Consider the following 21,744-nt stretch of genomic DNA (forward strand, 5'->3'; position numbering starts at 1 on the left):
ACCACCACGTCGCACGGGCCTCGGGGGCGAGCGGCTGATGGGTCGCGGCGGGCCGGAGGGAGCGGTCGAGGGCGGCCATCACCCGGCGCACCGCCCCCTCATGAGGGGCCGCGACGGGGTCGCGCGGGCGGGCCAGCCCGATCTCGATGGTCTCGTCGAGGCGTCCCGGACGCGGGCGCATCACGACCACCCGGTCGGCCAACGTCACGGCCTCGCCGACATCGTGCGTCACGAGCAGGATCGTCGGCTTCGACTCGCCCCACAGGCTGAGGAGTTGATCGTGCAGGTCCCGGCGGGTGAAGGCGTCCAGCGCCGAGAATGGCTCGTCCAGGAGCAGCACGCGGGGATTGGTGACGAAGGCCCGGGCGATGGCCACCCGTTGCTGCTGGCCGCCGGAGAGTTCCCGCGGCCAGCGGCCGCCGGACTCGGCCAGACCGATCCGCTCCAGCGCCCGCGCGACCCGCTGACTCCGCTCGGACCGGGCGAGCCCGGCGAGCCCGAAGCCGACATTGCCCGCGACATCCAGCCAGGGCAGGAGCCGTGCCTCTTGGAAGACGACGCCGACATGCGGGTGTGGCCCGCGGATCGTCCCGCCATCGACCTGCACGGTCCCACGGCTCGCCTGATCGAGGCCGGCGATCAGGCGCAGCAGGGTCGTCTTTCCGCAGCCCGAGCCGCCGATGAGCGCGATGATCTCGCCCTGTCGCACCGAAAGGTCGATTCCGGCGAGCGCCTGCGTGCCATCCGCATAGGTCTTCGAGAGATCGTCGACGATGAGCACGGGCGTGTCTTGCTTCAGCGGTTGCATCGAGGGATCGCGCGGACGGCGCATTGCCGCGCTCGTCACAGGCTTTCCCGCGCAGTGTCCTGCCAGCGCGTCAAGGGTCGCGTAAGCGCCAGCAGCACCATGTCGGCCAGCTTCCCGGCCAGGGCGAAAGCGATGATCGCGGCGACGATCTGGTCCGGCTTGCTGAATTGCTGGCCGTCGACCAGCAGGTAGCCGAGGCCCTCCGAGGCCCCCATCAGCTCGGCCGCTACGACGAACAGGAAGCCGAGGCCGAGCCCCGTACGCAACCCGACCAGGGTCGCCGGCAGCACCGCCGGCAGCAGGATCCGCCGGGCCAGGGCAAGCCGCGACAGCCGGAAGATGCGCCCGACCTCGATGAGCTTTCGGTCCACCGAGGCGATGGCCCCCGAGACCCCGACATAGACGGGGAAGAAGACCCCGACGGCGATCAGCAGCACCTTCGGTGTCTCGAGGATGCCGAACCACAGGATGAAGAGCGGAACCCAGGCGAGCGACGGCACGGCCCGCAGGGCCTGGAGGCTCGGATCGACCAGCCAGCGCAGGGTCGGAAGCGTCGCGACCAGGCCACCCGCCAGGATCCCCGCGGCAGCGCCCCAGAGGAAGCCGAGCCCGACCCGGATCAGCGTCGCCTGGACATGCATGAGCAGGTCGCCCGAAATCGCCAGGTCCAGCAGCGTCGCGCCGATCCGACTTGGCGGCGGCAGCAGGCGTCCGGAGACGAGGCCGCTATCGACCGCGATCTCCCAGCCGCTCGCCAGGGCCAACGGCAGGACGAGCCCGAGGCCGACGCGGCCGCCCTGCCGCCAGAGCGTCCCGGCCGTCAACGCGCCGCGACGGGGTTGAAGCCGGGATCGAGCAGGCCGTCCACCGCCGCCGCCACATCCGTGGCAGCGGGAATTACGCCGGCCTGTTGCAGGGCGAGGCCGGCGGCCTTGATCGATTCCGTCTGCGCCGGTCCGATCGTCGGCTGGGACAGGTCCGTGCGCGCGAGCTGCCGCGCGATCACCGGTTCGGGAAGCTTGGTCGCCGCGACCAGCGCCGCAGAAAGAGCCTGCGGATTCGCCAGCGCGTAGGCGCGCGCCTGCTCGTAGGCGGCGATCACCGTCCGGACCAGATCGGGATGGGCCTTGGCGAAGTCCTCGCGCACGTCGAGCAGGCCCCAGGTGTTGGCCGCCGCGTCGCGGTGGAACAGGACGTCCCCGTTCTCGATCTCGGCCGCCGCCATCAGCGGATCGAGGCCGGCCCAGGCATCGACATCGCCGCGGTCGAGGGCCGTGCGGCCGTCCGGGTGCTGCAACAGGACGAGCTTCGCGTCCTTCTCGGTGAGGCCCGCCCCCTGGAGCGCGCGGATGAGGAAGATGTGCGGATCGGTGCCCCGGGTGACGGCGACGCGCTTGCCCTTCAGGTCGGCGGGCTTGGTGATGCCGGTCTCATTGCGGGTGACCAACGCCGTCCATTCGGGACGCGAGAACGCGTAGACCGCCTTGATCGGATTGCCGTTGATCCGCGCGACGAGGGCAGCCGCGCCAGCGGCCGAGCCGATATCGATCGCGCCGGCATTCAGGAACTCGAGCGCCTTGTTCGAACCGAGCGACTGGACCCAGCGCACTCGGATGCCTTTCGGCTTGAGCGCTTCTTCCAGGAACCCTTTCTCCTTCAGGAGCAGGCCGACCGGATTGTAGGTCGCCCAGTCCAGCCGGATCTCCTTCGGGTCCTCGGCCCGGGCCGCAGGCGCGAACGGGACGGTCGCGGTGATCAGGGCAAGGCCGGCGGCCAGGAGGAAGCGGCGTGAGGAGCGCATGAGCGGAACCTAATTCGGGCGAAGCTTGGGGGAAGGCGTGCACGCACAGGTTCGCGGCGCGCGGCCCTGAACTCGGGAATCGCACGGCCGCGCGCCGCAGGACGGCGTGTGATCAAGTCGCCTGGCCGAGGATCTCCAGGATCGTCCGGCGCAGGCGAATGAGGTCGGGATCGTCCCGGTGACGCGGGTAGGGGGCGTCGACCGGGAGTTCAGCCCGGATCGCGGCCGGGCGGTCGCCGAGCACGATCACGCGCTCGGCCAGGATCAGCGCCTCCTCGACATCGTGCGTGACCAGCACGGCCGTGAAGCGCTTCTCCTGCCAGAGGCGCAGGATCTCGGCCTGCATCGCCAGCCGGGTCAGCGCGTCGAGCTTGCCCAACGGTTCGTCGAGGAGCAGCAGGCGCGGCTCGTTGACCAGCGCCCGGGCCAAGGCCGCCCGCTGGGCCATCCCTCCGGAAAGCTGGTGCGGATAGGCGTCCGCGAAGCCGGACAGCCCGACGAGCCCCAGGGCCTGCTCGATCCGCGCCGCGCGGGCCGCCCGCCCGACGCCCTGGGCCTCGAGCCCGAGCGCCACGTTCCCGCGCACGGTCCGCCAGGGGTAGAGCGTCGGATCCTGGAAGACGAGCAGGCGGGACGGGTCCGGCCCCTCGACCGGCCGGCCGTCGACCGTGATCGCGCCCTCGTCGGGCGGCTCCAGCCCGGCGACGAGCCGTAGCAACGTGGACTTGCCGCATCCCGAGGGGCCGAGCAGAGCCACGAACCCGCCCGGCGCGACGCTGAGGCTGACCCGGTCGAGCACCGGCAGGGGCGCGCCGCGGATATCGAAGGCGTGGCTCACCGCCTCTGCGTGCAGGCTCGCACCGAGAATCAGGTCCGCCGGTCGTTCCAGCGCGGCGGCTACCATTGCACCAGCCCCTTCTGCCAGGCGAGCAGGCGGTCGCGCAGGCGGAACAACAGGGTGATCAGCGACGAGCACATCAGGGCCATCACGATCAGCGCCGCGTACATGTTGGCGTAGGCCGCCCAACCTTGCGCCCATTGCAGGTACCAGCCGAGGCCCGACTTTACGCCGAGCATTTCGGCCACCACCAGAACCGCGAAGGAGCCACCGAGCCCCATGAACAGCCCGACGAAGACGTGCGGCAGCGCCGCCGGGATCGCCACCCGCAGGATCAGGAAGCTGCGCGAGGCGCCGAGCGTCCGCGCCACGTCGAAATAGGCCTTGTTGACGCCTGCCACCCCGGACCAGGTCAGCACCGTCACTGGGAATCCGGTGGCCAGTGCGACCAGGAAGGTGCTCGCCGACCACGAGGACGGGAAGACGAAGAACGCCAGCGGCAGCCACGCGGTCGCCGGGAGCGGGCCGACGAAGCGCAGCACCGGATGCGCCCAGTAGCCCACCGCCTTGGAGGTTCCGATCGCGACGCCGAGGACGAAGCCGACGCTCGACCCGATCGCGTAGCCCCCCGCCAGCAGGATCAGCGAGTTCAGCGTGCTGCCGCCGAGCTTGGGCCAATCGTCGAGGAACACCTCCAGGATCGCCTGGGGCGGCGGGAAGAACGGCATCGGCAGGAGATCGAGCTTCGCCGTGACCAGTTCCCAGGCCAGCAAGGCGATGGCCAGCGCGGCCAGCCACGGGCTCCAATACCGCAGGCGCGCCCCGATTGTGCCGAGCGAGCCGGCGAGGAGGCCCAGCGGCAGCAGCGCCAGCCCGATGGCCGCCGATCCCTGCGCGAAGATGGCCGTCCTCGGGAAGTCGCCCGCTTCGGGCAGCTGCAACGTCAGGCCCGCGAGCGCCAGCCAGGCGAGGCCGGCCAGGACGATCCGCCAGGGCGGACCAGGGAGGCGCGCGGGTTCGGCGGCGGTGCTGCGCGCGGGTGTCCCGGCGGTGATGCTTCCGGACATCAGGCGGCTCAGCTCAGCACGTCGGCGTAGATCCGCTCGGCGAACGTCGCCGTATCGGTCGAGCGCTTCAGGACGTTCACCAGCTTCAGCTCATCGCCGTAGAGGGCGAGCTGCTGCTTGAGCCGGCCGCCCACCGGACTGTCGCCGTGCTGCTGGCTGCGCAGCATCGTGGCGAGATCCTCGATGGATCCCTTGCCGCCGTAGCCGGCGAACGCCTTCGCGGCCGCCTCCGGGTTCCCGTGGACGGCGTGGCCGCCCTCCAGGATCGCCCGGGTGAGCGACGCGGCGACCGCCCGGTCGTTGCGCAGCAGGCTGCCGCGGACCGCCACGACGCAGCAGGTGCGGTCGGCGTATTCCCCCGACAGGTTCGTCGCGATCTCGGTGAAGCGCGGATCCTTCAGCCAGATCCAGGTCCGCGGGTCGCCATCGGCCAGGGCCTGCGCCTCACCCTTCTGCACGGCGAGATTCAAGAGGTCCGCCGGGTATTGCCGCCACGCGACGCCGCTGTCGGGGTCGATCCCGACCTTGGCCAGCTGAAGGCTGAAGAAGTTCTTCGCCGGGCTCGCCTGATCGCTGATCGCGATGGTCTTGCCCTTGAGCGATGCGATGTCGGTGATGCCGCTGGACCTGTCGGCCAGCAGCCTCAGGCAGCCGCCGTGCAGGCCGGCGGTGATCTTCACGTCGAAACCCTGCTCCAGCGGCTTGAGCCAGCGCAGGGCCATGCCGATCCCGGCGTCGGCCTTGCCGGTGGCGATAGCCTCCAAGAGGGCTTCCGTAGCCCCGCCGAAATTGACGAATTCGACGTCGAGGCCGTGCTTGGCGAAGATGCCCTGCTCCTTCGCGAGCGGGGCGGCGGCGGTGCAGATCGCCGTCGCGTTCCAGGCCAGCTTGACCGGCCGCAGCGGGCCCGATGAAGCTTCGGCCGCCGCGGGCCGGCAGAGCGGACCGGGATCGAACGGCGCGCCGGGTCCGGGCGCCCAGGCCTGGCTCGCGCCCATCCCTAAGCCGAAGGGGGCCGCCATCGCGGCGGCGCCGGCCCTCAGCACCAGGCGGCGCGAGGGCATCCGGCTGAAAGCTTCGGATCCCGGATCTGACGGGTCGTCAATCATCGCACGTCTCCGGGCCGCGCGACCGCGCGGTAGGCTGGGCCGACGCAGGACGTGGCCCGACCGCGCGGCCGAGCACATCGTGCATCCTGAATTTGGGTGACTGATCCGTCGAGGGATCAATGGATCGAATATTCAATCGGATCGAAGCCGAGTCAACGAAAGCGTTTTCTGATCTTTTCGTGGAGTCGAAAACGTTTTTCGCTTGCTTGCCCGAGAGACGAGGATGATCTCCAGCGCCGCCCCGCGGCGGCGGCCGACGTCAGGCGGTGCCGACGCGATACTGGCGCGGCGGCTCGGTGCCGTTCACCGCAAAGGCGCCGACGATCCGGTCCCGGTAGATCCGAGGGTTGTGCGACGCGATGGTGCGGGCGTTGCGCCAGTAGCGGTCGAGGCCGAGCCCCTGCTTCACCGCCGAGGCGCCCAGCGCATCGAACAGGATCGTGGTCGCCTCCAGCACGAGGTTGGTGACCACGGTCACCGCCTGGTTGACCTCGACGTCGGCGAGCGCCGTGGCGCGCTCGGCCTGCGCCTCGGTCCCCCGGCCACCCGCGTCGCGGTGCAGCTCATAGGCGCGCTGCAGGGCCTCGGCCGCCTTCAGCGCCACCGCGCCGGCCGCGTAGGCGTTGCCGCGCACCCGGCCGACCACGGCCAGGATCTGCGGATCCTCGGCGGTCCGTCCGGCATTGCCGTGGCTGTAGACGCGGGTCCGCTCGGCAACGAGACGCCCGACATCCTCGGCGGCGGCGCGCCCGATCCCGGCGAGCGTCGCCAGGTGGACGAGCTGGAAGAACGCCATCGCGTAGGGGAAACGGGCCGGATCGGGCTTGATCAGGTCGGGCGGCAGGACGACGTCGTCGAACCGGATCGTGCCGCTCGCGGTGAGCGCCTGGCCGAACCCGTCCCAGTCGTCGACGATCTCGACGCCGGGCGCCCCGGTCGGGACAGCCGCCACCAGGGCCGCCCCGTCCTCGTCATCGGCCGAGAGATGGATGTAGTCCGCGAACAGGGAGCCGGTGGTGTAGAATTTTCTGCCCGACACGACCCGCTCGGCACCCCGCCGACGGACCACGGTGTCGAACTGGCCGACCTTGGCGGGGCCGGTCTCGGAGACACCGCTGCCCACGGTCTCGCCGGCGGCGATCCTGGCGATCCAGCGGGCGCGCCAGTCCGGCGCCGTCGAGCCGAGCACGTCCTCGGTGAAGCCGAAATGGGCGCGCAGGGCGTTGGTGACGTTGGAATCGGCCTGCGACAGCTCGATCAGCAGGTTGAACAGCTCCGGCAGGCTGGCCCCATGGCCGCCGGCCTCGACCGGCAGGCGCAACGTGGTGAAGCCGACTTCCTTCAGCCACCCGATCTCGGCATGCGGCAGACGGTGCGCGCGATCGCGCTCGACCGCCGTGGCGCGGATCTCGGCGAAGGTGGGCCGGAAGCGCCCGGCCAGATCCTCGTAGCGCTCGCTCGGGCCAGCGCCCCAACCCGCATCCCACTGCGCCATCGCCTGAAGCTTTCCACATTGATCGTCGCTGCCGAACACCCGCAGGATCCCGGCGCGAGACCTATGGATTCGCCAAGTCGGGCCGCGATCTCAAGATGCTGCACGGGAAAAACGACAGCGTGCAGTCGATTTGGAAGCACTACCTCATTGGGAATGCCCGCCTGAATAGATGTTCTTTCAGAGCAGCCCAATAGAAAACAAAGTTTCGGTTGACCCGACGTCGTGTTCGCATACCCTCCGGACTTCGTTCTCTTAGGCGCCGCACGGCCTCGTTCAGGGTGCGCGGCCCTGGCCCCTTCCGAAAGCAAGCCATGTCGACACCATGACGACACCTCGCGAACTGCGGCTGAACGCCTTCCAGATGGCTGCACCCGGTCATACCTGGGCCGGCCTATGGCGCCATCCCCGAGACACCAGCGCCGCCTACAACACGCTGGATTACTGGATCGACCTCGCCCGGACGGCCGAGCGGGGCCTGTTCGACGGTGTATTCCTGGCCGACGTGATCGGCCAATACGACGTGTACGGCGGCGGTGTTGAGACCGCGCTCGCCCGCGCCGCACAGGCCCCCAGTATCGACCCGTTCCTGGTCGTGCCGGCCATGGCACAGGCGACGCGCCATCTCGGCTTCGGCGTCACCGCGAACCTCACCTACGAGCACCCCTTCACCTTCACCCGGCGGATCTCAACCCTCGACCACCTCACCGGAGGCAGGGTCGGGTGGAATATCGTGACCGGTTATCTGGAGAGCGGTGCCCGCGGCATGGGCCAACCGGAAGCGCGGGCGCATGACGACCGCTACGACGCGGGCGAGGATTTCCTGGAGGCGTCCTACAAGCTGTGGGAAGGCAGCTGGGAGGAGGGCGCGGTGCGCCGCGACCGGATCGGGGGCGTGTTCACGGATCCGTCCCGGGTCCATCGTGTGCTTCACGAGGGCCCCTATTACCGGGTTGATGGACGCCATCTCAGCGAGCCGTCGCCGCAGCGTACGCCGGTGCTCTACCAAGCCGGCACCTCCGCCCGGGGGCGACAGTTCGCGGCCCGACATGCGGAGGCGATCTTCCTGAACGGCCACACGCCGGCCGTCGCCGGGAAGGCGGTCCGCAGCATCCGTGAGGCCGCCCGGGACGCTGGTCGGGACCCCTACGATATCCGCATGTTCATTGGCGCCACGGTGATCGTCGCCCCGACGCGGGCTGAAGCGCTCGACCTACGCGATGCGTATGCCCACTACATTGACCGCGAAGGCCAGCTCGCCCTGGTGTCCGGTTGGACCGGAATCGATCTCGCCGGCCTACGGCCCGACGAGCCTTTCGCGTATCAGAAGACCAACGCCATGCAGTCTCTGGTGGAGAATCTTACGGCTCCGGGCGAGCGACCGTTCACCCCGGCCGACTTCGCCGCATTCGGCCCGCGCGGGGCGCGGGCGCCGTTCATCGTGGGCTCCCCCTCCGAGGTGGCCGACACGCTGCTCGAATGGGTGCGGGAAGCCGATATCGACGGGTTCAACCTCACACGGGCCGTGGCACCCGAGACGCTGGAGGCCTTCGTCGATTTGGTCGTGCCGGAGCTTCAATCCCGCGGGGTGTTCAAGACCGCCTATCGAGACGGGACCTTGCGGGAGAAGTTGTTCCCCGGCTCCGGCCCGCATCTGAAGTCCAGTCATCCGGGCGCCGCCTTCAAGGTCGGACCGGGAGCCAGGGACGTGCGCCAAGCCTCCTGAACCCGCCACGAGCCGACACACCATGAGCCGTAATCGAACACGCCGCGCAGTGCTGGGCATAATGGCCGGCCTTCTAGCCGCCGCCCCGGCCAAGGCCGAAAAGCCTCTGCGGATCGGCACCACCGCCGGTCCAATCGGCCAGACCCTCGCCTTCGCGGCAGACCTGGCGCGCAAACGGGGGCAGGCGGTGGAGATCGTCGAGTTTACCGACTGGGTTACGCCAAACGAGGCTGTGACCGATGGCAGCCTCGACGCCAACCTGTTCCAGCACGTGCCCTTCCTGCAATCCACGATCAAGGCGCGGGGCTATCGACTCTTGCCCGTGGCTGGCGCCTTCGTTCTGCCGGTCGGTCTCTTCTCGAAACGTGTGACACGCTTGGATGCGGTACCCGACGGGGCGAGCGTCGCCATCGCCAACGATCCGGTCAACGCCGCGCGCGGCTTGCACCTGCTCGAGAAAGCAGGTCTGCTTAAGCTGAACCCTGGCAGCGGCGACGATGCCTCGGTGGCCGATATCGTGGCGAATCCGAAGGGTCTCCGCATTTTGGAACTCGACGCCGCACAGCTGCCGCGCGCACTCGACGACGTGACCCTGGCGCAGGTAAGCTTTACCTACCTGTTCGCGTCCGGAGGCGACCCCAGCACCGCTCTGATCACCGACGGGTCCGGTAACAAGCACTACACGGTGAGCTTCGTCGCCCGGCCCGAAAACCGGGACGAACCCAGGCTCGCGGCCTTCATCGCGACGTTCCGGTCCCCGGAGGTGAAAGCCTATATCGAGACCACCTTCCGGGGATTCTTCGAGCCTGTGTGGTAGCGCCCGCTACCAGCTCGGCAGCACGGTGCTGCCGAACGTCTTCTCGATGAACGCCTTGACCTCGGGGCTGCGGTAGCTGTCCACGAGCGCCTTCACCCAGGGCTGGTCGCGGTCGGCCTCGCGGACCGCCAGGAGGTTGACGTAGGGGCCCTTCGGCTCCTCCTTCAGGATCGCGTCCGAGGGCTTCAGGCCGGCGGGCGTGGCGAAGTTGGTGTTCACCGCGGCGGCGTCGACATCGTCCAGGGACCGGGGCGTCTGCGCCGCGTCGACCTCGATGAACCGGAGCTTGCGCGGGTTCTCGACGATGTCGGCCACCGTCGGCTTGAACCCGGTGCCGGCTTTCAGCTTGATCACGCCCTTGTCCTGCAGGAGGAGCAGCGAGCGTCCGCCATTGGTCGGGTCGTTCTGGATCGCCACCGTGCCGCCGGTCGGCACCGCGTCGAAGGTCTTGTGGCGCTTCGAGTAGATCCCGAGCGGGAAGTTCACCGTCGTGGCGACGGCGACGATCTTGTAGCCGCGATCGGCCTTCTGATTGTCGAGGAAGGGCTGGTTCTGGAACGAGTTCGCCTCGATCTCGCCGGCCGAGAGCGCCTCGTTCGGCACCACGTAGTCCGAGAACTCGATGATCTGCAGGTCGAGGCCGTTGCGCGCCGCGACGGGTTTCGCCGCCTCGAGGATCTGCCCGTGCGGCCCCGGCGTCGCGCCGATGCGGACACGCTTCAGGGCCTCCGCGTGCCCGATACCGGGCATCACGAGGAGGGCGGCAAGCACCAGGCGACGCAACATGGCGGACGATCTCGCGATTTCGGGGCCGAACGTTCGATGCGGATCAGCTCTGGCGGTGGCGCCGGTTGAGGCGGCGCGCCAGGCGCTCGCCCGCAGTCTGGAACACCTGCACGAGCACGATCAGGACGACCACGACCGCCAGCATCATGTCGGGCCGGAAGCGCTGGTAGCCGTAGCGGATGCCGAGATCGCCGAGCCCGCCGCCGCCGACCGCGCCGGCCATGGCCGAGTAGCCGACCAGCGATACCACCGCGAGGGTGAGCCCCAGGACGATGCCGGGCAGCGCCTCGGGGATCAGCACCTTGCGGATGATCTGCGCCGGGCTCGCCCCGAACGCCCGGGCGGCCTCGACCAGACCGTGATCGACCTCGCGGATCGCCGCCTCGACCAGCCGCGCGATGTAGGGTGTGGCCGCCACCGTCAGCGGCACGCTGGCGGCATAGGTACCGATCGAGGTGCCGGCCACCAGGCGGGTGAACGGGATGATCGCCACGACCAGGATGATGAAGGGCGTCGAGCGCGTCGCGTTGACGATCACCCCGAGGGCGGCGTTGAGCGCGGGCGCCGCCAGCAGCTCGCCGCGCTGGCTCGTCGCGAGGAACACCCCCAGCGGCAGGCCGAACAGCGTGCCGATGGCGGCGGCGAGCGCCACCATGGTCAGCGTGTCGGCGGTGGCCTGGACCAAAAGGTTGATGAGTTCAGGCGACACGGGCAGCCCCCTGCGCAACGTCTTGGGCGACGTCCTGGGCCGGCGGCAGATAGCCGAGGAATTCGGCCGGGATGCCGAGCGCGGCGAGATAGGCCTGGGCCCGCGCGGTGACGTCCGGCCCCGGCGACAGGCCGAGCGCCAGGGAGCCGAAGCGCTGGCCGGCGATCTCGTCCACCGCGCCGGCCAGGATCACCGCCTCGATCCCGGTCTCGCGGGCGAGCCGGGCGATGATCGCGGTGTCGGCCTGCGCCCCCCGCAGCGCGAGGCGCAGCACCGGCACGCCGCCGGGGCGCGGATCGGCGGAGATCCGCTCGGCCAGCCCGGCCGGCAGGTCGAGACCGACCTCGCCGGCGAGAAGGCTGCGGGTCACCTCGGCCTGCGGCCGGGTGAACACCGCGTAGACCGTGCCGCGCTCCACGATCGCGCCGTGGTCGATCACCGCCACGTCGTCGGCGACCGCCCGGATCACCGACATCTCGTGGGTGATGAGCACGATGGTCAGGCCGAGGTCGCGGTTGATCCGCTTCAACAGGGCCAGGATCGACCGGGTGGTCTCCGGGTCGAGGGCGGAGGTGGCCTCGTCGGAGAGCAGCACGTCGGGCTCGGTGGCGAGCGCCCGGGCGATGCCGACCCGCTGCTTCTGGCCGCCCGACAGCTCCGCCGGATATCGCCCGGCCTGAGCCTCCAGCCCGACGAGGGCGAGCAGTTCCGCCACGCGGGCGCGGATCGCCGCGCGTTTCCAGCCCGCGAGTTCCAGGGGGAGGGCGACGTTGTCGGCCACATTCCGCGAGGACAGCAGGTTGAAGTGCTGGAAGATCATGCCGACCCGGGCGCGCACCCGCCGCAAGTCCCGCTCGGGCAGGCTCGACACCTCCGCGTCGCCGACCATCACCCGCCCTGCGCTCGGCCGTTCGAGGCCGTTGATCAGGCGGATCAGCGTCGACTTGCCCGCGCCGGAGCGCCCGATCACCCCGAGGATGGTCCCGGCCGGAACGGAGAGGTCGATCCCGGACAGCGCCGTGACCAGCGCCGCGCCCTTCCGCGCCGGATAGGTCTTCGAGACGTTCTCGAACCGGATCAGCGGCGTGTCGGCGGGTTGGCGGGGCGACGGCAGGGTGGACACAGCCTGTGGGTGCTCCTCGAGCGGGACCCGCGGGTCCGCAATACGATCGGGTGATCTGGGAGCAATCTGTATGACGTTCGACGCCGAGCGGGGTCAAGGAAAGCCGGGTACATAGTTGCCCGCCGACAGAGATTATCTTCTTATTATTTTGCCAAACGGTAGATTTTTATTCCACCTGCAGTCGACATGTGGCGGCGCTCGCGGTCGAGAGAGCATCGCGCGGTTCCGCGGATAACTCCGTCGCCCGAAGTCTTCATCCTCCATCCTGCGGCCCATGCAGAAGGTCTGATCTTCGAAGCGCCGCGCATTCGAAACCTCGTTTCATTGATCGCCCCCCGCCCGCGAGCTTCAATAGTGATCGCGCGCTCCAGCCGCCGTCGAACCGGCCATTTCGGTTCCGGCACGTACGCGAACGGGCGCCTGCCGACCGGAGACCACGATGACCGACGATATGCCCGCAGGACGGTCCCCGTCCCGCCGGACGCTGCTCTTGGCCGGCCTGGGCGCGGCGGCGCTGCCCTTCGCGTCGCCCGCGGTGCATGCGGCGGCGCGCGAGGTGAAGATCAGCATGCAGCGCTCCTCGGTGCTGTTCACGATCCTCAAGGTGAAAGGCACCCTGGCCGAGCGCCTGGCGCCGCTCGGCTTCACGCCGACCTGGCACCTGTTCACAAACGTCCTCGAACCGATGAATGCCGGCGCGGTCGACATCCATGCCGACGTCGCCGACGCGGTGCCGATCTTCACCCAGTCGGCGCGGGCGCCCCTGACCTTCTACGCCCGCGAGCGCGGCGCGCCGGCTGCCGAGGCCATCATCGTGCCGGCGGAGTCCCCGATCCGCACGGTCGCCGACCTCAAGGGGCGTACGGTGGGCGTCTCGCGCGGGTCCGGCAGCCATTACGTCCTGGCCGCAGCGCTGAAGCGGGCCGGCCTGGGCTTCGACGACATTCGGCCGGCCTATCTCCAGGCGCCCGAGGGGGCCGCCGCGTTCGAGCAGGGCAGCCTCGATGCGTGGTCGATCTGGGACCCGTTCCTGGCCTTCGCCGAGGCCAAGCGGCCGGTGCGCACCATCGCCGACGGATCCGGCCTGACCAGCTACCACCGCTACTACCTCGTGAACGACAGCTTCGTCGCCGCCCATCCGGAGGTGGTGGCCATCGTGTACCGAGCGCTGGTCGAAGCGGGCCAGTGGGCGAAGGCCAACCCGGAGGCGGCGGTGGCGCTGCTCGCCCCCGTCTGGGGCGACCTGCCCCCCGCCGTCGTGGCCGCGGCCAACGCCCGGCGCACTTACCTGGTGGAGCCGGTGGAGCGAGCTCAGCTCGGCGAGCAGCAGGCGATCGCCGACACCTTCCTCGACGCCAAGCTGATCCCGCGCCGGATCGACGCCACCGCTGTCCCGCTCTGGACGCCGCCGGCGGTGAAGGGCTGACCCCATGGCCGACGCACCTCGTTTCGGCATCTGGGCCGCCGTCCACGGCTCCCGGGCCGCCCACCACGACCCCGACGAGCCGGACGACGCGAGCTGGGAGCGCAACCGCGCCCTGGTGCTCGAAGCCGAGGCGCTGGGCTTCGATTCCGTGCTGGTCGCGCAGCACACGATGAACCCCTACGACGAGGCGCGCGACCAGCTCGAAGCTTGGACCGCCGCGGCGGCCTTGGCGGCCCTGACCCGGCGCATCGAGATCATCGCGGCGATCAAGCCGGGCCTGTACCACCCGGTGGTGCTGGCCAAGATGGCCCTCCAGATCGAGCATATCAGCGGCGGCCGCTTCGCGCTGAACCTCGTGAATGCCTGGAACCGGGCCGAGTTCGAGCGGGCCGGCCTACCGTTCCCGGCCCATGACGACCGCTATGCCTACGGGCGTGCGTGGATCGGCCTCGTGGACCGCTTGATGCGGGGTGAGCGCGTCACCGCGTCGGACGCGCATTTCCAGGTCCAGGACTACCAGCTTCGCCCGGCCGGCACCCATCGGCCGCGGCCCCGGATCTATGTCGGTGGCGAATCCGAGCCCGCCCGGGCGTTGGCGGCCGACCATGCCGACGTCTGGTTCATCAACGGCCAGCCGCTGGGTGACGTCCGCGAATTGATCGCCGACATGCGCCGCCGGCACGCGGCCAACGGGCCTTTGCGCTACGGCCTCTCGGCCTTCGTCATCGCCCGCGAGACCGACGCGGCGGCCCAGGCCGAGCACGACCGCCTCCTCGCCCTGGCGCAGCGCGACGCGGCGTTGCGCGCCGACACCCGCGCCCGGACCGATACGGCGAGCGTGATGTTCGCCAAGACCGACGCGGCGGCGAGCCGCCATGTCGGCACCAACGGCGGCACCGCGGCCGGGCTTGTGGGCAGCTACGAGACGGTGGCGGCCCGCATCCGCGCCTTCCACGAGGCCGGCATCGCCCTGTTCATGCTGCAGTTCCAGCCGTTCGAGGCCGAGATGCGCCGGTTCGCCGAGCACGTCCTGCCACGCGTCCGCTGATCCGGGACCTTCGATGACCGCGCAGCGCCAGCTTCACCTCAACGTCAACCTGCTGCATTCCGGCGTCTATCCCTCGGCCTGGCGATTGCCGGACAGCCGGCCGGACGCCTTCGTCGACATCGACCACTACGTGCGGGTCGCCCGCATCGCGGAGCGGGGCAAGTTCGACGCGATCTTCTTGGCCGACACGCCGGCGATCAACGACCGGATCGACTACCGGCCGTTCATGGCCTTCGAACCGACCATCGTGCTGGCGAGCGTGGCTGCGGCGACCACCCATGTCGGGCTGATCGCGACCGCCTCGACCAGCTACAACGAGCCCTACAATTTGGCCCGGCGCTTCGCGACCCTCGACCTCGTCAGCCGCGGCCGGGTCGGCTGGAACGTGGTCACCACGGCGGACGCCGCCGCGGGCCGCAATTTCGGCTTCGCCGGGGTCTCCGAGCACGGGGCGCGCTACGCCCGCGCCCGCGAGTTCACGGAGGTCGTCCACGCCCTCTGGGACAGCTGGGAGGACGACGCCCTGGTGGGCGACAAGGCGAGCGGCCGCTTCGCCGACGGCGCCAAGGTCCACGCGATCGACCATCGCGGCACCCACTACAGCGTCGCCGGCCCGCTCACCGTGCCGCGCTCGCCGCAAGGGAGGCCCGTGACCGTGCAGGCTGGCGGCTCGGAGGACGGCCGCGACCTCGCCGCCGCCACCGCGGACGCGGTGTTCTCCCTCGCCCAGACCATCCCGGACGGCGCGGCCTATGCCGCGGACCTCCGCGCCCGGGCCGCGCGCTACGGCCGGGATCCGGCCGCGATCGTGGTGCTGCCCGGTCTCGCCACGGTGATCGGCGCCACGGAGGCCGAGGCGCGTCGGCGCCAGGACGCGCTGTGGGAGCTGGTTCCGCTGGAGTACAGCTTGGCGCGCCTCGCCGGGACGCTCCGGATCGACCCCGAGCGGCTCCACCTCGACAAGCCGCTGCCCGACCCGCTGCCGCTGCCGCCCGATGCCAACCACACGATGTTCACCGGCACCGTCGCCCTGGCCCGCCGGGACAATCTGACGGTGCGCCAGCTGCTCCGCGCCCTCGGCGGCGGCGTCGGCCACCGCATCGTCGTGGGCACGCCGGAGCAGGTCGCCGACGACATCGAGGCCTGGTTCCGGGCGGGCGCCGCCGACGGGTTCAACCTGATGCCGGACGTCCTGCCGGACGGCCTCGAAACCTTCGTGGAGGCCGTCGTGCCGATCCTGCAACGGCGCGGCCTGTTCCGGAGGGACTATTCCGGCGTGACGCTCCGGGACCATCTCGGCCTCGAACGCCCGGCCTGGAAGCCGTCCGCCAACCGGAACTCATTGCTTGCGGCAATCGACCGAGCGCCTGCGAACGCCGCGAAGTCAAAAGAAAACCCGCCACGTCATTGACCGGGCGGGTTGAAACCAATGGTAGCGGGAGAGGGACTCGAACCCCCGACACGAGGATTATGATCTGAGCGCGAGCAGAGCTAAGCCATTGACATAGCAGAGCTCGGCGAAGGGCTACGCTAGCCCTGCGCTACGGCGGAACTGATCCTCTTTTTTTTCAGAATCGTAGGCCCCACATGCCAGCGGATGAGCTGGGACTGTGTCATGGCAGCCGGAAGCAAGCGCCGAAAGCCAAACGCACTCACCAGCACCAGCGAAGCTTGAAATAAACGGCATCAGAGACTTTCGCGAAAGACACAGAAACTTGATCCCCAATAGGCGTCATTTTCGGTGGCGAACCCAAATTATCGCGGCACCATTCCTGTACTTCACCTGACATAACGTCAGACTTCGGGCCTACTTTGAGCGTTAAAGTATCCTTGTCGTAGTCGCTCTGCTTGAGATATAATTCTGAACTCCTGTTGGATTCTCGAGCAGACTCCCTCGCAGCTTGAAGGCCTTCGAAATCTTGAAATGGAAGCTCTTCGATTTGACGTTTTGTTAACACCTTAAGAAACGAAGAAACAATATCTTTGCCGCGTCCGGTAAGAATAAGAGACTCGGATCGCGTCCCCGAAAGTCCCGATCTCGCTTCTACCAACGCTAATCCCTTTGGATCTGAAAGAGCGCCAATAATTCGACTTCCTCTTGAGGGACTTTTATCCAGTACTTTCGCAATTTTAGTTACATCTGCAAGACGTAAGCGGTCCTTATCCCAGCTTGCATGAGCTATTACTAAAAGAGCTTTAAATCCTTCGAAAGTTAGGTCGGGCGCTGATGCCTCGAGATACTTAAAAGCGGCAAGGAGATCGCTTAGGGTCTCCTTGGCAATTTCCTGGGTCATCACGTTTTGCGTTTTTTGGGCCATGGAACCGTCACATCGCTCCTCGTTCGTCTCACTACCCCATGCATGAGAGCAACGCCAGCCTACGTAGTCGTATCAGCAATATGCTAGTTTGGCATATTGCTGAAAGGTTGATACGACTGGGGTGCCTCGACGAGAGGCGGCGGCACTAGGTCGCCCAACTGAACAGGAGTCACGATGACCGAGCGGAAGAAGAACTCGAAGTGGGTAGATGCCGGAACCAAAGGGATTTTTCGAATTGACGAGGTCAAGGTGGCGAAGCCACTAGACGGGAAGGTCGTAGTCATCGGAACAGGCGGGGCGCTTATCGCCTCAGTCGAAGACGACGATGTTGGGGATCTTGGAGCGTTCTATCAAGACCTTAAATCGAGGTTGATGGACTAATATCTCGACGCTTAAACTAATTTATACCTCTAGAGAGGGCGCTTCGGCGCCCTCTTTTATTTTAGGAGACAACTGATGGCAGCAGGACTAAATACTGAAAAGTGTAATTCTCCCGTTGGGGAATCATCGTCATCAACTTACACCTCAAAGGCGACCAAGCTTCGCCAGCGGTTCGCTCCGGGGAGGAAGCCCCGTGTCCGGAAGTATAATGGGCCGCCTGTCTACATGGCGGTGGATACCGAGTATGAAACTCTGCCGGCCGAACTCGGCATGGACCGACCTCGTCTCCACCTACTAACTATTCAATTCAAAATTCAATGTGAAGACCGATCTATTTCGGAAATGGTGGTCATTGATAGTGCCAATCGCAGCGCTCGAATGAGATTCGCGGCGGCCATAAAATTAATGCTGAAGAAGGCTCGAAAGGCTGGTGTGATCGCGGAGTGGCCTGATCAGGTCACTGTGTTTGGGCATTTTCTTCGCGCCGATGTAACTACGTTCTTCGATTTCTGGGCGCGGAAGGATGAATTCGACGCTATCGGGAAAACTTTCGTTGTCCGATCGCTATCGGTTGCGCTTGGTGAAGAGGAGCTGCCTGAACTCTCAGACCGCAAGCGCACGCAGCACAGGGAAGCACTGATTGTTCCTGGCGACGATGGTATGCCCGAGCTTGTTGGGCTCCGCTTCATTGATACGCTGCTTCTTACCCCCGGCCGTGCTGGCTTGGACACCGTCGGCAAATTTCTCAAGATACCGAAAGTTGAGCTTCCGCCCGGTTATACAAAAGGTGGGATGCGCAAATTCTTTCGCGAACGGCCTGAGGCATTCCGGGCGTACGCGATGCGTGATGTCGATATCACCTTAGCCTACGGCATCCGCATGGCTGAGTTTGCTCATGAAAATGGGTTGAAAAGTTTGCCGGCGACCTTGGCGGGGTTTGGACCCGCTATGTTGCGACTTCAGGCTCAGGAAGACGATGTTGACCTCAACGATGCGCTGGGGTTTCGTGTCGAGAAGCGAACGCTGTTTTATGATCAAAGCAATAAATTTCGTACCGTCAAACGGATCGCGTCGGTTACATCTCGTCAACTCTTTGAGGAATTTGCCGCTGCAGCATATTTGGGTGGTCGCAACGAGTGTTTTTTCTGCGGACCAACCCCCGAAGGCGAGTTCTATGATTACGACTTACCCGGGGCATACACGACGGCGATGTGCGCGGTTCGTCCGCTGGATTATGAGGGGATCCATACTTCGAAAAATCTCGAAGATTTTTCAGTTGATGTCTTGGGTCTTGCGCATGTGAGATTTGAGTTTCCCGAGGGAACGCGTTTTCCATGCCTTCCGGTTCGAACCGATCATGGACTGATGTTTCCACTGGAGGGGGAGAGCGTCTGTGCTTCGCCCGAACTCGTACTTGCGAGGAGGTTGGGAGCTCGGATCGAAATCGTCAACGGACTTGTTATTCCGTGGGACAATGATGAGCGATTATTCGAACCCTTCACAAGAATGATCCAGACCAAAAGACGTCTGGCCGTTGCAGAGTATGGTGCGGGATCGTTGGAGGAGAAGCTTTACAAAGAAATCGGCAACAGTCTCTACGGTAAGACAGCTCAAGGCGTACATCCCAAGCGAGTTTTTAATGCTCGTAGAGGCTACACGGAGGAACTGAGACCGTCGTCGATTACAAATCCCTATTTTGCCGCTTATGTTACGAGTTTTATTCGCGCGGTAGTGGGGGAGTTGATCGCGGCTGTGCCTTCGGACCGTATGGTCGTCAGCGTGACCACGGACGGTTTCCTCACTGATGCTCCTCTGAGTGAGATCGACGTTTCCGGCCCGCTATGTGAGGCCTTTCTCGATCTGAGAGAACGCCTATTCGGCGAGAGGATCATCCTCGAAGAAAAGCATAGAGTCCGACAAGTGCTCGCCATGCGAACGCGCGGTCAGCTCACGGTTCAAGGCATCGATGGCTTCAAGATCGTGATGGCCAAGGCAGGCGTTCGACCACCTGCAGAGGCGGCTGATCCAAACGAGTATATGCTGGATCTGTATCTGGAGAGAACGCCCGGGCAGCGGCACGCTTACAAAACGTTGATCAGCAGTCGCGAGATGTGGCTCAACGAGAGCGATTTAACCGATCTGCTCCGGGAGCCGAGGTTGAACTTGGAGTTCGATATGAAGCGCTGCCCGGAGCGCCCACTAGAACGCGAGGTGCGTGGGCGGCAGCATCTCGCGTTCCAGTCAAGGCCCTGGCGCAGCGTACAGGAAGCCTTGGAGGTGCGGGCACGGTTTGATGGCTGGCGCAAAGGCGCGGTGGGCATGGGTCGCGTCCTGAAAACGCTCCAGGACTACGACGACTGGACCGCCTACTGTGATCAAACGGCTCGCATTGGTGCTCCCGGTCGTGGAATCGGCCTTCGACGCGATGGCACCAAGGGTGTCCTGAAACGGCTGTTCCTGCGTGCGTTCGTGAGAAATGAATGGGGAATCTCGAAGGAGGGATGGAGCTATCGAGAACTGGCCGATTTCCTTAGTCTCAAGGGGATCAAAACGTCTGAGATGGCTGTGAAGAACGCCGCTCGCGACAACGCATCTCTCTGTGAAGTCAAGCTGCGCTGTGATGGGGAAGCTGTTAATTTCGTACGGGTGATTGTGGAGCAATTTTCAAGTTTCGAATTATTCCACCTGTTTGCTGATGAAGATTTGAAGAAAATTAATGGCGAATTAGGTCGTTAGTTCTTTTCATTTTCATCTTGGATTCCGCGCAAGTGGGACATAAGATGTAATTACTTACCCGTGTCGCGGGCGCTGACGGTTTTGAGAATGGTGGTGAACGGGCTGGTATCTGTGAGGCGGGCGGTATCGACGACGGTGCGGATGTCGGCCTCACCCTCGGCAGCCCACATCGCGCGGTAGCCGTTGGTGATCTTGCGCTGGATCACGGAGGGACGCAGCAGCCTCTCCGAACCGTTGTTGGTCGGCTCGACCGAGCCGGGGTGGGCGAGTAACACCAGGAGCTGACCGCGAGCGCGGCCGATCTTGGCCTACAGATCGTGGGTCAGGTCGCAGCGGCTCGGTGTGGTGAGGATGGCCCCGAGTTGTCGATCCAGGCTCCTGCGCGTGTCGAGGTGGCCAAGGTGGTGACGCGCTTGGCCAGAGCGAACACGGATTGCAGCTAGAGCTGCAGGCGCCAGGGCACCGGATCGTCGCTCGCCTCGACAAGGTAGGCGACGTCGCGGGCGAGATAGGCGAGGCAGGTCTGGTGTTCGGCGGCATGACCCTGCTGGGCGGTGTAGCGATCCGAGATCCACACCGTCGGCCGATACCCGTCCATCATCTCCCACACTACGACAGCGCCCCGCGTCGGTGAGGCCGTGTGCACCACGGCGTCAGCCGCGTGGAAAACCCACTGAAAGGCGTTGCTGCCGTCGATCCGCACGCCGGTCTCGTCCGAGGCGACGACGGCGGCCCGGCGCAGGGCTGACACGGCGATCTCGCGACCGGGACGGAAGCAGCCCTGCGCACGGCGGAGCAGGTTCATCCACCTGCCCTGGCTGAGCGTCAGGCCAAACACGTCCGACAAGGCCGCTTGCAGCCGCTCGTAGGAGAGCGCCTGAAAGGTCCTCAGATACGTCGCCACCGCATGCAGCCGCGGGCCGAACGGCGTGCCGCGGGCCGCCTCCGGCTCCGGTGCGGCTGCCTGCGTCCCGCAGGTCGGACAATGAACGGCAAGGCGCCGATGCTGCGTCACGACCGGCATCACCGCCGGCAGCTCGATCCGCTCAGAGACGCTGACGACCTCGGCGGCAAGATCCTAGTGCAGGGCGCCACCGCAGCACGCGCAGCGGTGGGGAAGATGCTCGACGACTGCGTCGGGATCCTCGCTCATCACGCGGTTGTGGCCTTCGTGCCCGGGCTTGGCCCCGCCGGGCTTGGCCTGCTCGCGGCTCTCCTTACGGTCGGTCGACGGTGGCTTCGAGGACGTGCGCGAGGTCTTGTCCGGACTCTGCATCCGCAGCACCACCTCATCCTGAGCTTGTCGAAGGATCGATCAGCTCCTCGCGTCTCAACCGCTCAAGATCGCTGCGCCCCATCCCACGAAGGAATCAGCGAAATCCAAACTCTGCAAGAGGGAAACGCCCGCATGATGCGAGCCGCAGTCGCTGTATGCCCCCTGGGTTATTACCATTAAATTGTTTTAAACACATGACCCGCAGAGCGTTGCTCTGCGGGTCATGTGTTTTCGCCAACTCGGTTGGTGGATTTCACCCCGTGAATGCTGGGATAGGCCATTG

At 66.5% G+C, this 21,744-nt stretch carries 18 protein-coding genes and 1 pseudogene; 7 read left to right on the forward strand and 12 right to left on the reverse strand.

The annotated features are described in order from the left end of the window. From FV233_RS17735 to FV233_RS17765, 7 genes are all read right to left on the reverse strand, one after another. The coding region (locus tag FV233_RS17735; RefSeq protein ID WP_147898265.1) for an ABC transporter ATP-binding protein at positions 1–781 on the reverse strand (781 nt) is incomplete at its 3' end. 62 nt (positions 782–843) lie between these two features. Next, the gene (locus FV233_RS17740) at positions 844–1,632 is read right to left on the reverse strand and encodes an ABC transporter permease (protein WP_147898246.1); all 789 of its coding nucleotides are present in this window, start codon (positions 1,630–1,632) and stop codon (positions 844–846) included. Continuing rightward, entirely contained in the window at positions 1,629–2,609 is a 981-nt protein-coding gene (locus FV233_RS17745; protein ID WP_147898247.1) for an aliphatic sulfonate ABC transporter substrate-binding protein, read from the reverse strand. The genes FV233_RS17740 and FV233_RS17745 overlap by 4 nt, the downstream gene beginning before the upstream one ends. A gap of 112 nt (positions 2,610–2,721) precedes the next feature. Continuing rightward, positions 2,722–3,513 (reverse strand): ABC transporter ATP-binding protein, encoded by a 792-nt coding sequence (locus FV233_RS17750; protein ID WP_147898248.1) that lies wholly within the window; start codon positions 3,511–3,513, stop codon positions 2,722–2,724. After that, the gene (locus FV233_RS17755; RefSeq protein ID WP_147898249.1) at positions 3,507–4,514 is read right to left on the reverse strand and encodes an ABC transporter permease subunit; all 1,008 of its coding nucleotides are present in this window, start codon (positions 4,512–4,514) and stop codon (positions 3,507–3,509) included. Before FV233_RS17755 ends, FV233_RS17750 begins: the two co-directional genes overlap by 7 nt. An 8-nt stretch (positions 4,515–4,522) precedes the next feature. Beyond that, on the reverse strand, positions 4,523–5,623 hold the full coding sequence (locus FV233_RS17760) for an ABC transporter substrate-binding protein (protein WP_147898250.1): 1,101 nt from the start codon (positions 5,621–5,623) through the stop codon (positions 4,523–4,525). A gap of 259 nt (positions 5,624–5,882) precedes the next feature. After that, complete coding sequence (locus FV233_RS17765; protein ID WP_147898251.1) at positions 5,883–7,118, reverse strand: acyl-CoA dehydrogenase family protein; 1,236 nt, start codon at positions 7,116–7,118, stop codon at positions 5,883–5,885. A gap of 322 nt (positions 7,119–7,440) precedes the next feature. On the opposite strand from FV233_RS17765, the gene FV233_RS17770 reads away from it, so the two are divergent. Together FV233_RS17770 and FV233_RS17775 are read left to right on the forward strand one after the other, a co-directional pair. Further along, a complete protein-coding gene (locus tag FV233_RS17770; RefSeq protein ID WP_147898252.1) occupies positions 7,441–8,841 on the forward strand; it encodes an LLM class flavin-dependent oxidoreductase in 1,401 nt (466 codons plus the stop codon). Positions 8,842–8,863: 22 nt separating this feature from the next. Further along, on the forward strand, positions 8,864–9,658 hold the full coding sequence (locus FV233_RS17775) for a MetQ/NlpA family ABC transporter substrate-binding protein (protein WP_147898253.1): 795 nt from the start codon (positions 8,864–8,866) through the stop codon (positions 9,656–9,658). A 6-nt stretch (positions 9,659–9,664) separates the two neighbouring features. On the opposite strand, the gene FV233_RS17780 is transcribed toward FV233_RS17775, so the two are convergent. From FV233_RS17780 to FV233_RS17790, 3 genes are read right to left on the reverse strand one after another with little or no spacing between them, the layout of a single operon-like run. Beyond that, positions 9,665–10,444, reverse strand: coding sequence for a MetQ/NlpA family ABC transporter substrate-binding protein (locus FV233_RS17780; protein ID WP_147855274.1), 780 nt, complete (start codon positions 10,442–10,444; stop codon positions 9,665–9,667). Between the two features lie 43 nt (positions 10,445–10,487). Continuing rightward, positions 10,488–11,153, reverse strand: a complete 666-nt coding sequence (locus FV233_RS17785; protein ID WP_147855273.1) for a methionine ABC transporter permease — start codon at positions 11,151–11,153, stop codon at positions 10,488–10,490. Next, on the reverse strand, positions 11,143–12,276 hold the full coding sequence (locus FV233_RS17790; RefSeq protein ID WP_147898254.1) for a methionine ABC transporter ATP-binding protein: 1,134 nt from the start codon (positions 12,274–12,276) through the stop codon (positions 11,143–11,145). The genes FV233_RS17785 and FV233_RS17790 overlap by 11 nt, the downstream gene beginning before the upstream one ends. Before the next feature lie 439 nt (positions 12,277–12,715). Between FV233_RS17790 and FV233_RS17795 the strand changes: the two genes are divergently transcribed. From FV233_RS17795 to FV233_RS17805, 3 genes are read left to right on the forward strand one after another with little or no spacing between them, the layout of a single operon-like run. Next, entirely contained in the window at positions 12,716–13,702 is a 987-nt protein-coding gene (locus FV233_RS17795; RefSeq protein WP_147856594.1) for an ABC transporter substrate-binding protein, read from the forward strand. 4 nt (positions 13,703–13,706) lie between these two features. Then, positions 13,707–14,750: an LLM class flavin-dependent oxidoreductase gene (locus FV233_RS17800; RefSeq protein WP_147898255.1), complete on the forward strand. Its 1,044-nt coding sequence runs from the start codon at positions 13,707–13,709 to the stop codon at positions 14,748–14,750. 13 nt (positions 14,751–14,763) lie between these two features. Then, positions 14,764–16,161: an LLM class flavin-dependent oxidoreductase gene (locus FV233_RS17805; RefSeq protein ID WP_246690015.1), complete on the forward strand. Its 1,398-nt coding sequence runs from the start codon at positions 14,764–14,766 to the stop codon at positions 16,159–16,161. A 241-nt stretch (positions 16,162–16,402) separates the two neighbouring features. Here FV233_RS17805 and FV233_RS17810 read toward each other — a convergent pair whose 3' ends face one another. Next, positions 16,403–17,068, reverse strand: a complete 666-nt coding sequence (locus FV233_RS17810; protein WP_147898256.1) for a hypothetical protein — start codon at positions 17,066–17,068, stop codon at positions 16,403–16,405. A 174-nt stretch (positions 17,069–17,242) separates the two neighbouring features. On the opposite strand from FV233_RS17810, the gene FV233_RS17815 reads away from it, so the two are divergent. Together FV233_RS17815 and FV233_RS17820 are read left to right on the forward strand one after the other, a co-directional pair. Further along, positions 17,243–17,449 carry a hypothetical protein gene (locus tag FV233_RS17815; protein ID WP_147898257.1) on the forward strand — a complete coding sequence of 69 codons (207 nt, stop codon included), beginning with the start codon at positions 17,243–17,245 and terminating at the stop codon, positions 17,447–17,449. 225 nt (positions 17,450–17,674) lie between these two features. Beyond that, positions 17,675–20,185: a DNA polymerase gene (locus FV233_RS17820; protein WP_187278141.1), complete on the forward strand. Its 2,511-nt coding sequence runs from the start codon at positions 17,675–17,677 to the stop codon at positions 20,183–20,185. 50 nt (positions 20,186–20,235) lie between these two features. Here FV233_RS17820 and FV233_RS17825 read toward each other — a convergent pair. Beyond that, positions 20,236–21,543 (reverse strand): annotated as a pseudogene (locus FV233_RS17825) (IS66 family transposase). Between the last annotated feature and the right edge of the window lie 201 nt (positions 21,544–21,744).

Source organism: Methylobacterium sp. WL7 (assembly GCF_008040085.1).
GTDB classification, from domain to species: Bacteria; Pseudomonadota; Alphaproteobacteria; order Rhizobiales; family Beijerinckiaceae; genus Methylobacterium; species Methylobacterium mesophilicum.

Coding starts and splice junctions, on each gene's coding strand:
- FV233_RS17745 (WP_147898247.1), bottom strand. CDS start 2,609: ATGCGCTCCTCACGCCGCTTCCTCCTGGCCGCCGGCCTTGCCCTGATC.
- FV233_RS17750 (WP_147898248.1), bottom strand. CDS start 3,513: ATGGTAGCCGCCGCGCTGGAACGACCGGCGGACCTGATTCTCGGTGCG.
- FV233_RS17755 (WP_147898249.1), bottom strand. CDS start 4,514: ATGTCCGGAAGCATCACCGCCGGGACACCCGCGCGCAGCACCGCCGCC.
- FV233_RS17760 (WP_147898250.1), bottom strand. CDS start 5,623: ATGATTGACGACCCGTCAGATCCGGGATCCGAAGCTTTCAGCCGGATG.
- FV233_RS17765 (WP_147898251.1), bottom strand. CDS start 7,118: ATGGCGCAGTGGGATGCGGGTTGGGGCGCTGGCCCGAGCGAGCGCTAC.
- FV233_RS17770 (WP_147898252.1), top strand. CDS start 7,441: ATGACGACACCTCGCGAACTGCGGCTGAACGCCTTCCAGATGGCTGCA.
- FV233_RS17775 (WP_147898253.1), top strand. CDS start 8,864: ATGAGCCGTAATCGAACACGCCGCGCAGTGCTGGGCATAATGGCCGGC.
- FV233_RS17780 (WP_147855274.1), bottom strand. CDS start 10,444: ATGTTGCGTCGCCTGGTGCTTGCCGCCCTCCTCGTGATGCCCGGTATC.
- FV233_RS17795 (WP_147856594.1), top strand. CDS start 12,716: ATGACCGACGATATGCCCGCAGGACGGTCCCCGTCCCGCCGGACGCTG.
- FV233_RS17800 (WP_147898255.1), top strand. CDS start 13,707: ATGGCCGACGCACCTCGTTTCGGCATCTGGGCCGCCGTCCACGGCTCC.
- FV233_RS17805 (WP_246690015.1), top strand. CDS start 14,764: ATGACCGCGCAGCGCCAGCTTCACCTCAACGTCAACCTGCTGCATTCC.
- FV233_RS17810 (WP_147898256.1), bottom strand. CDS start 17,068: ATGGCCCAAAAAACGCAAAACGTGATGACCCAGGAAATTGCCAAGGAG.
- FV233_RS17815 (WP_147898257.1), top strand. CDS start 17,243: ATGACCGAGCGGAAGAAGAACTCGAAGTGGGTAGATGCCGGAACCAAA.
- FV233_RS17820 (WP_187278141.1), top strand. CDS start 17,675: ATGGCGGTGGATACCGAGTATGAAACTCTGCCGGCCGAACTCGGCATG.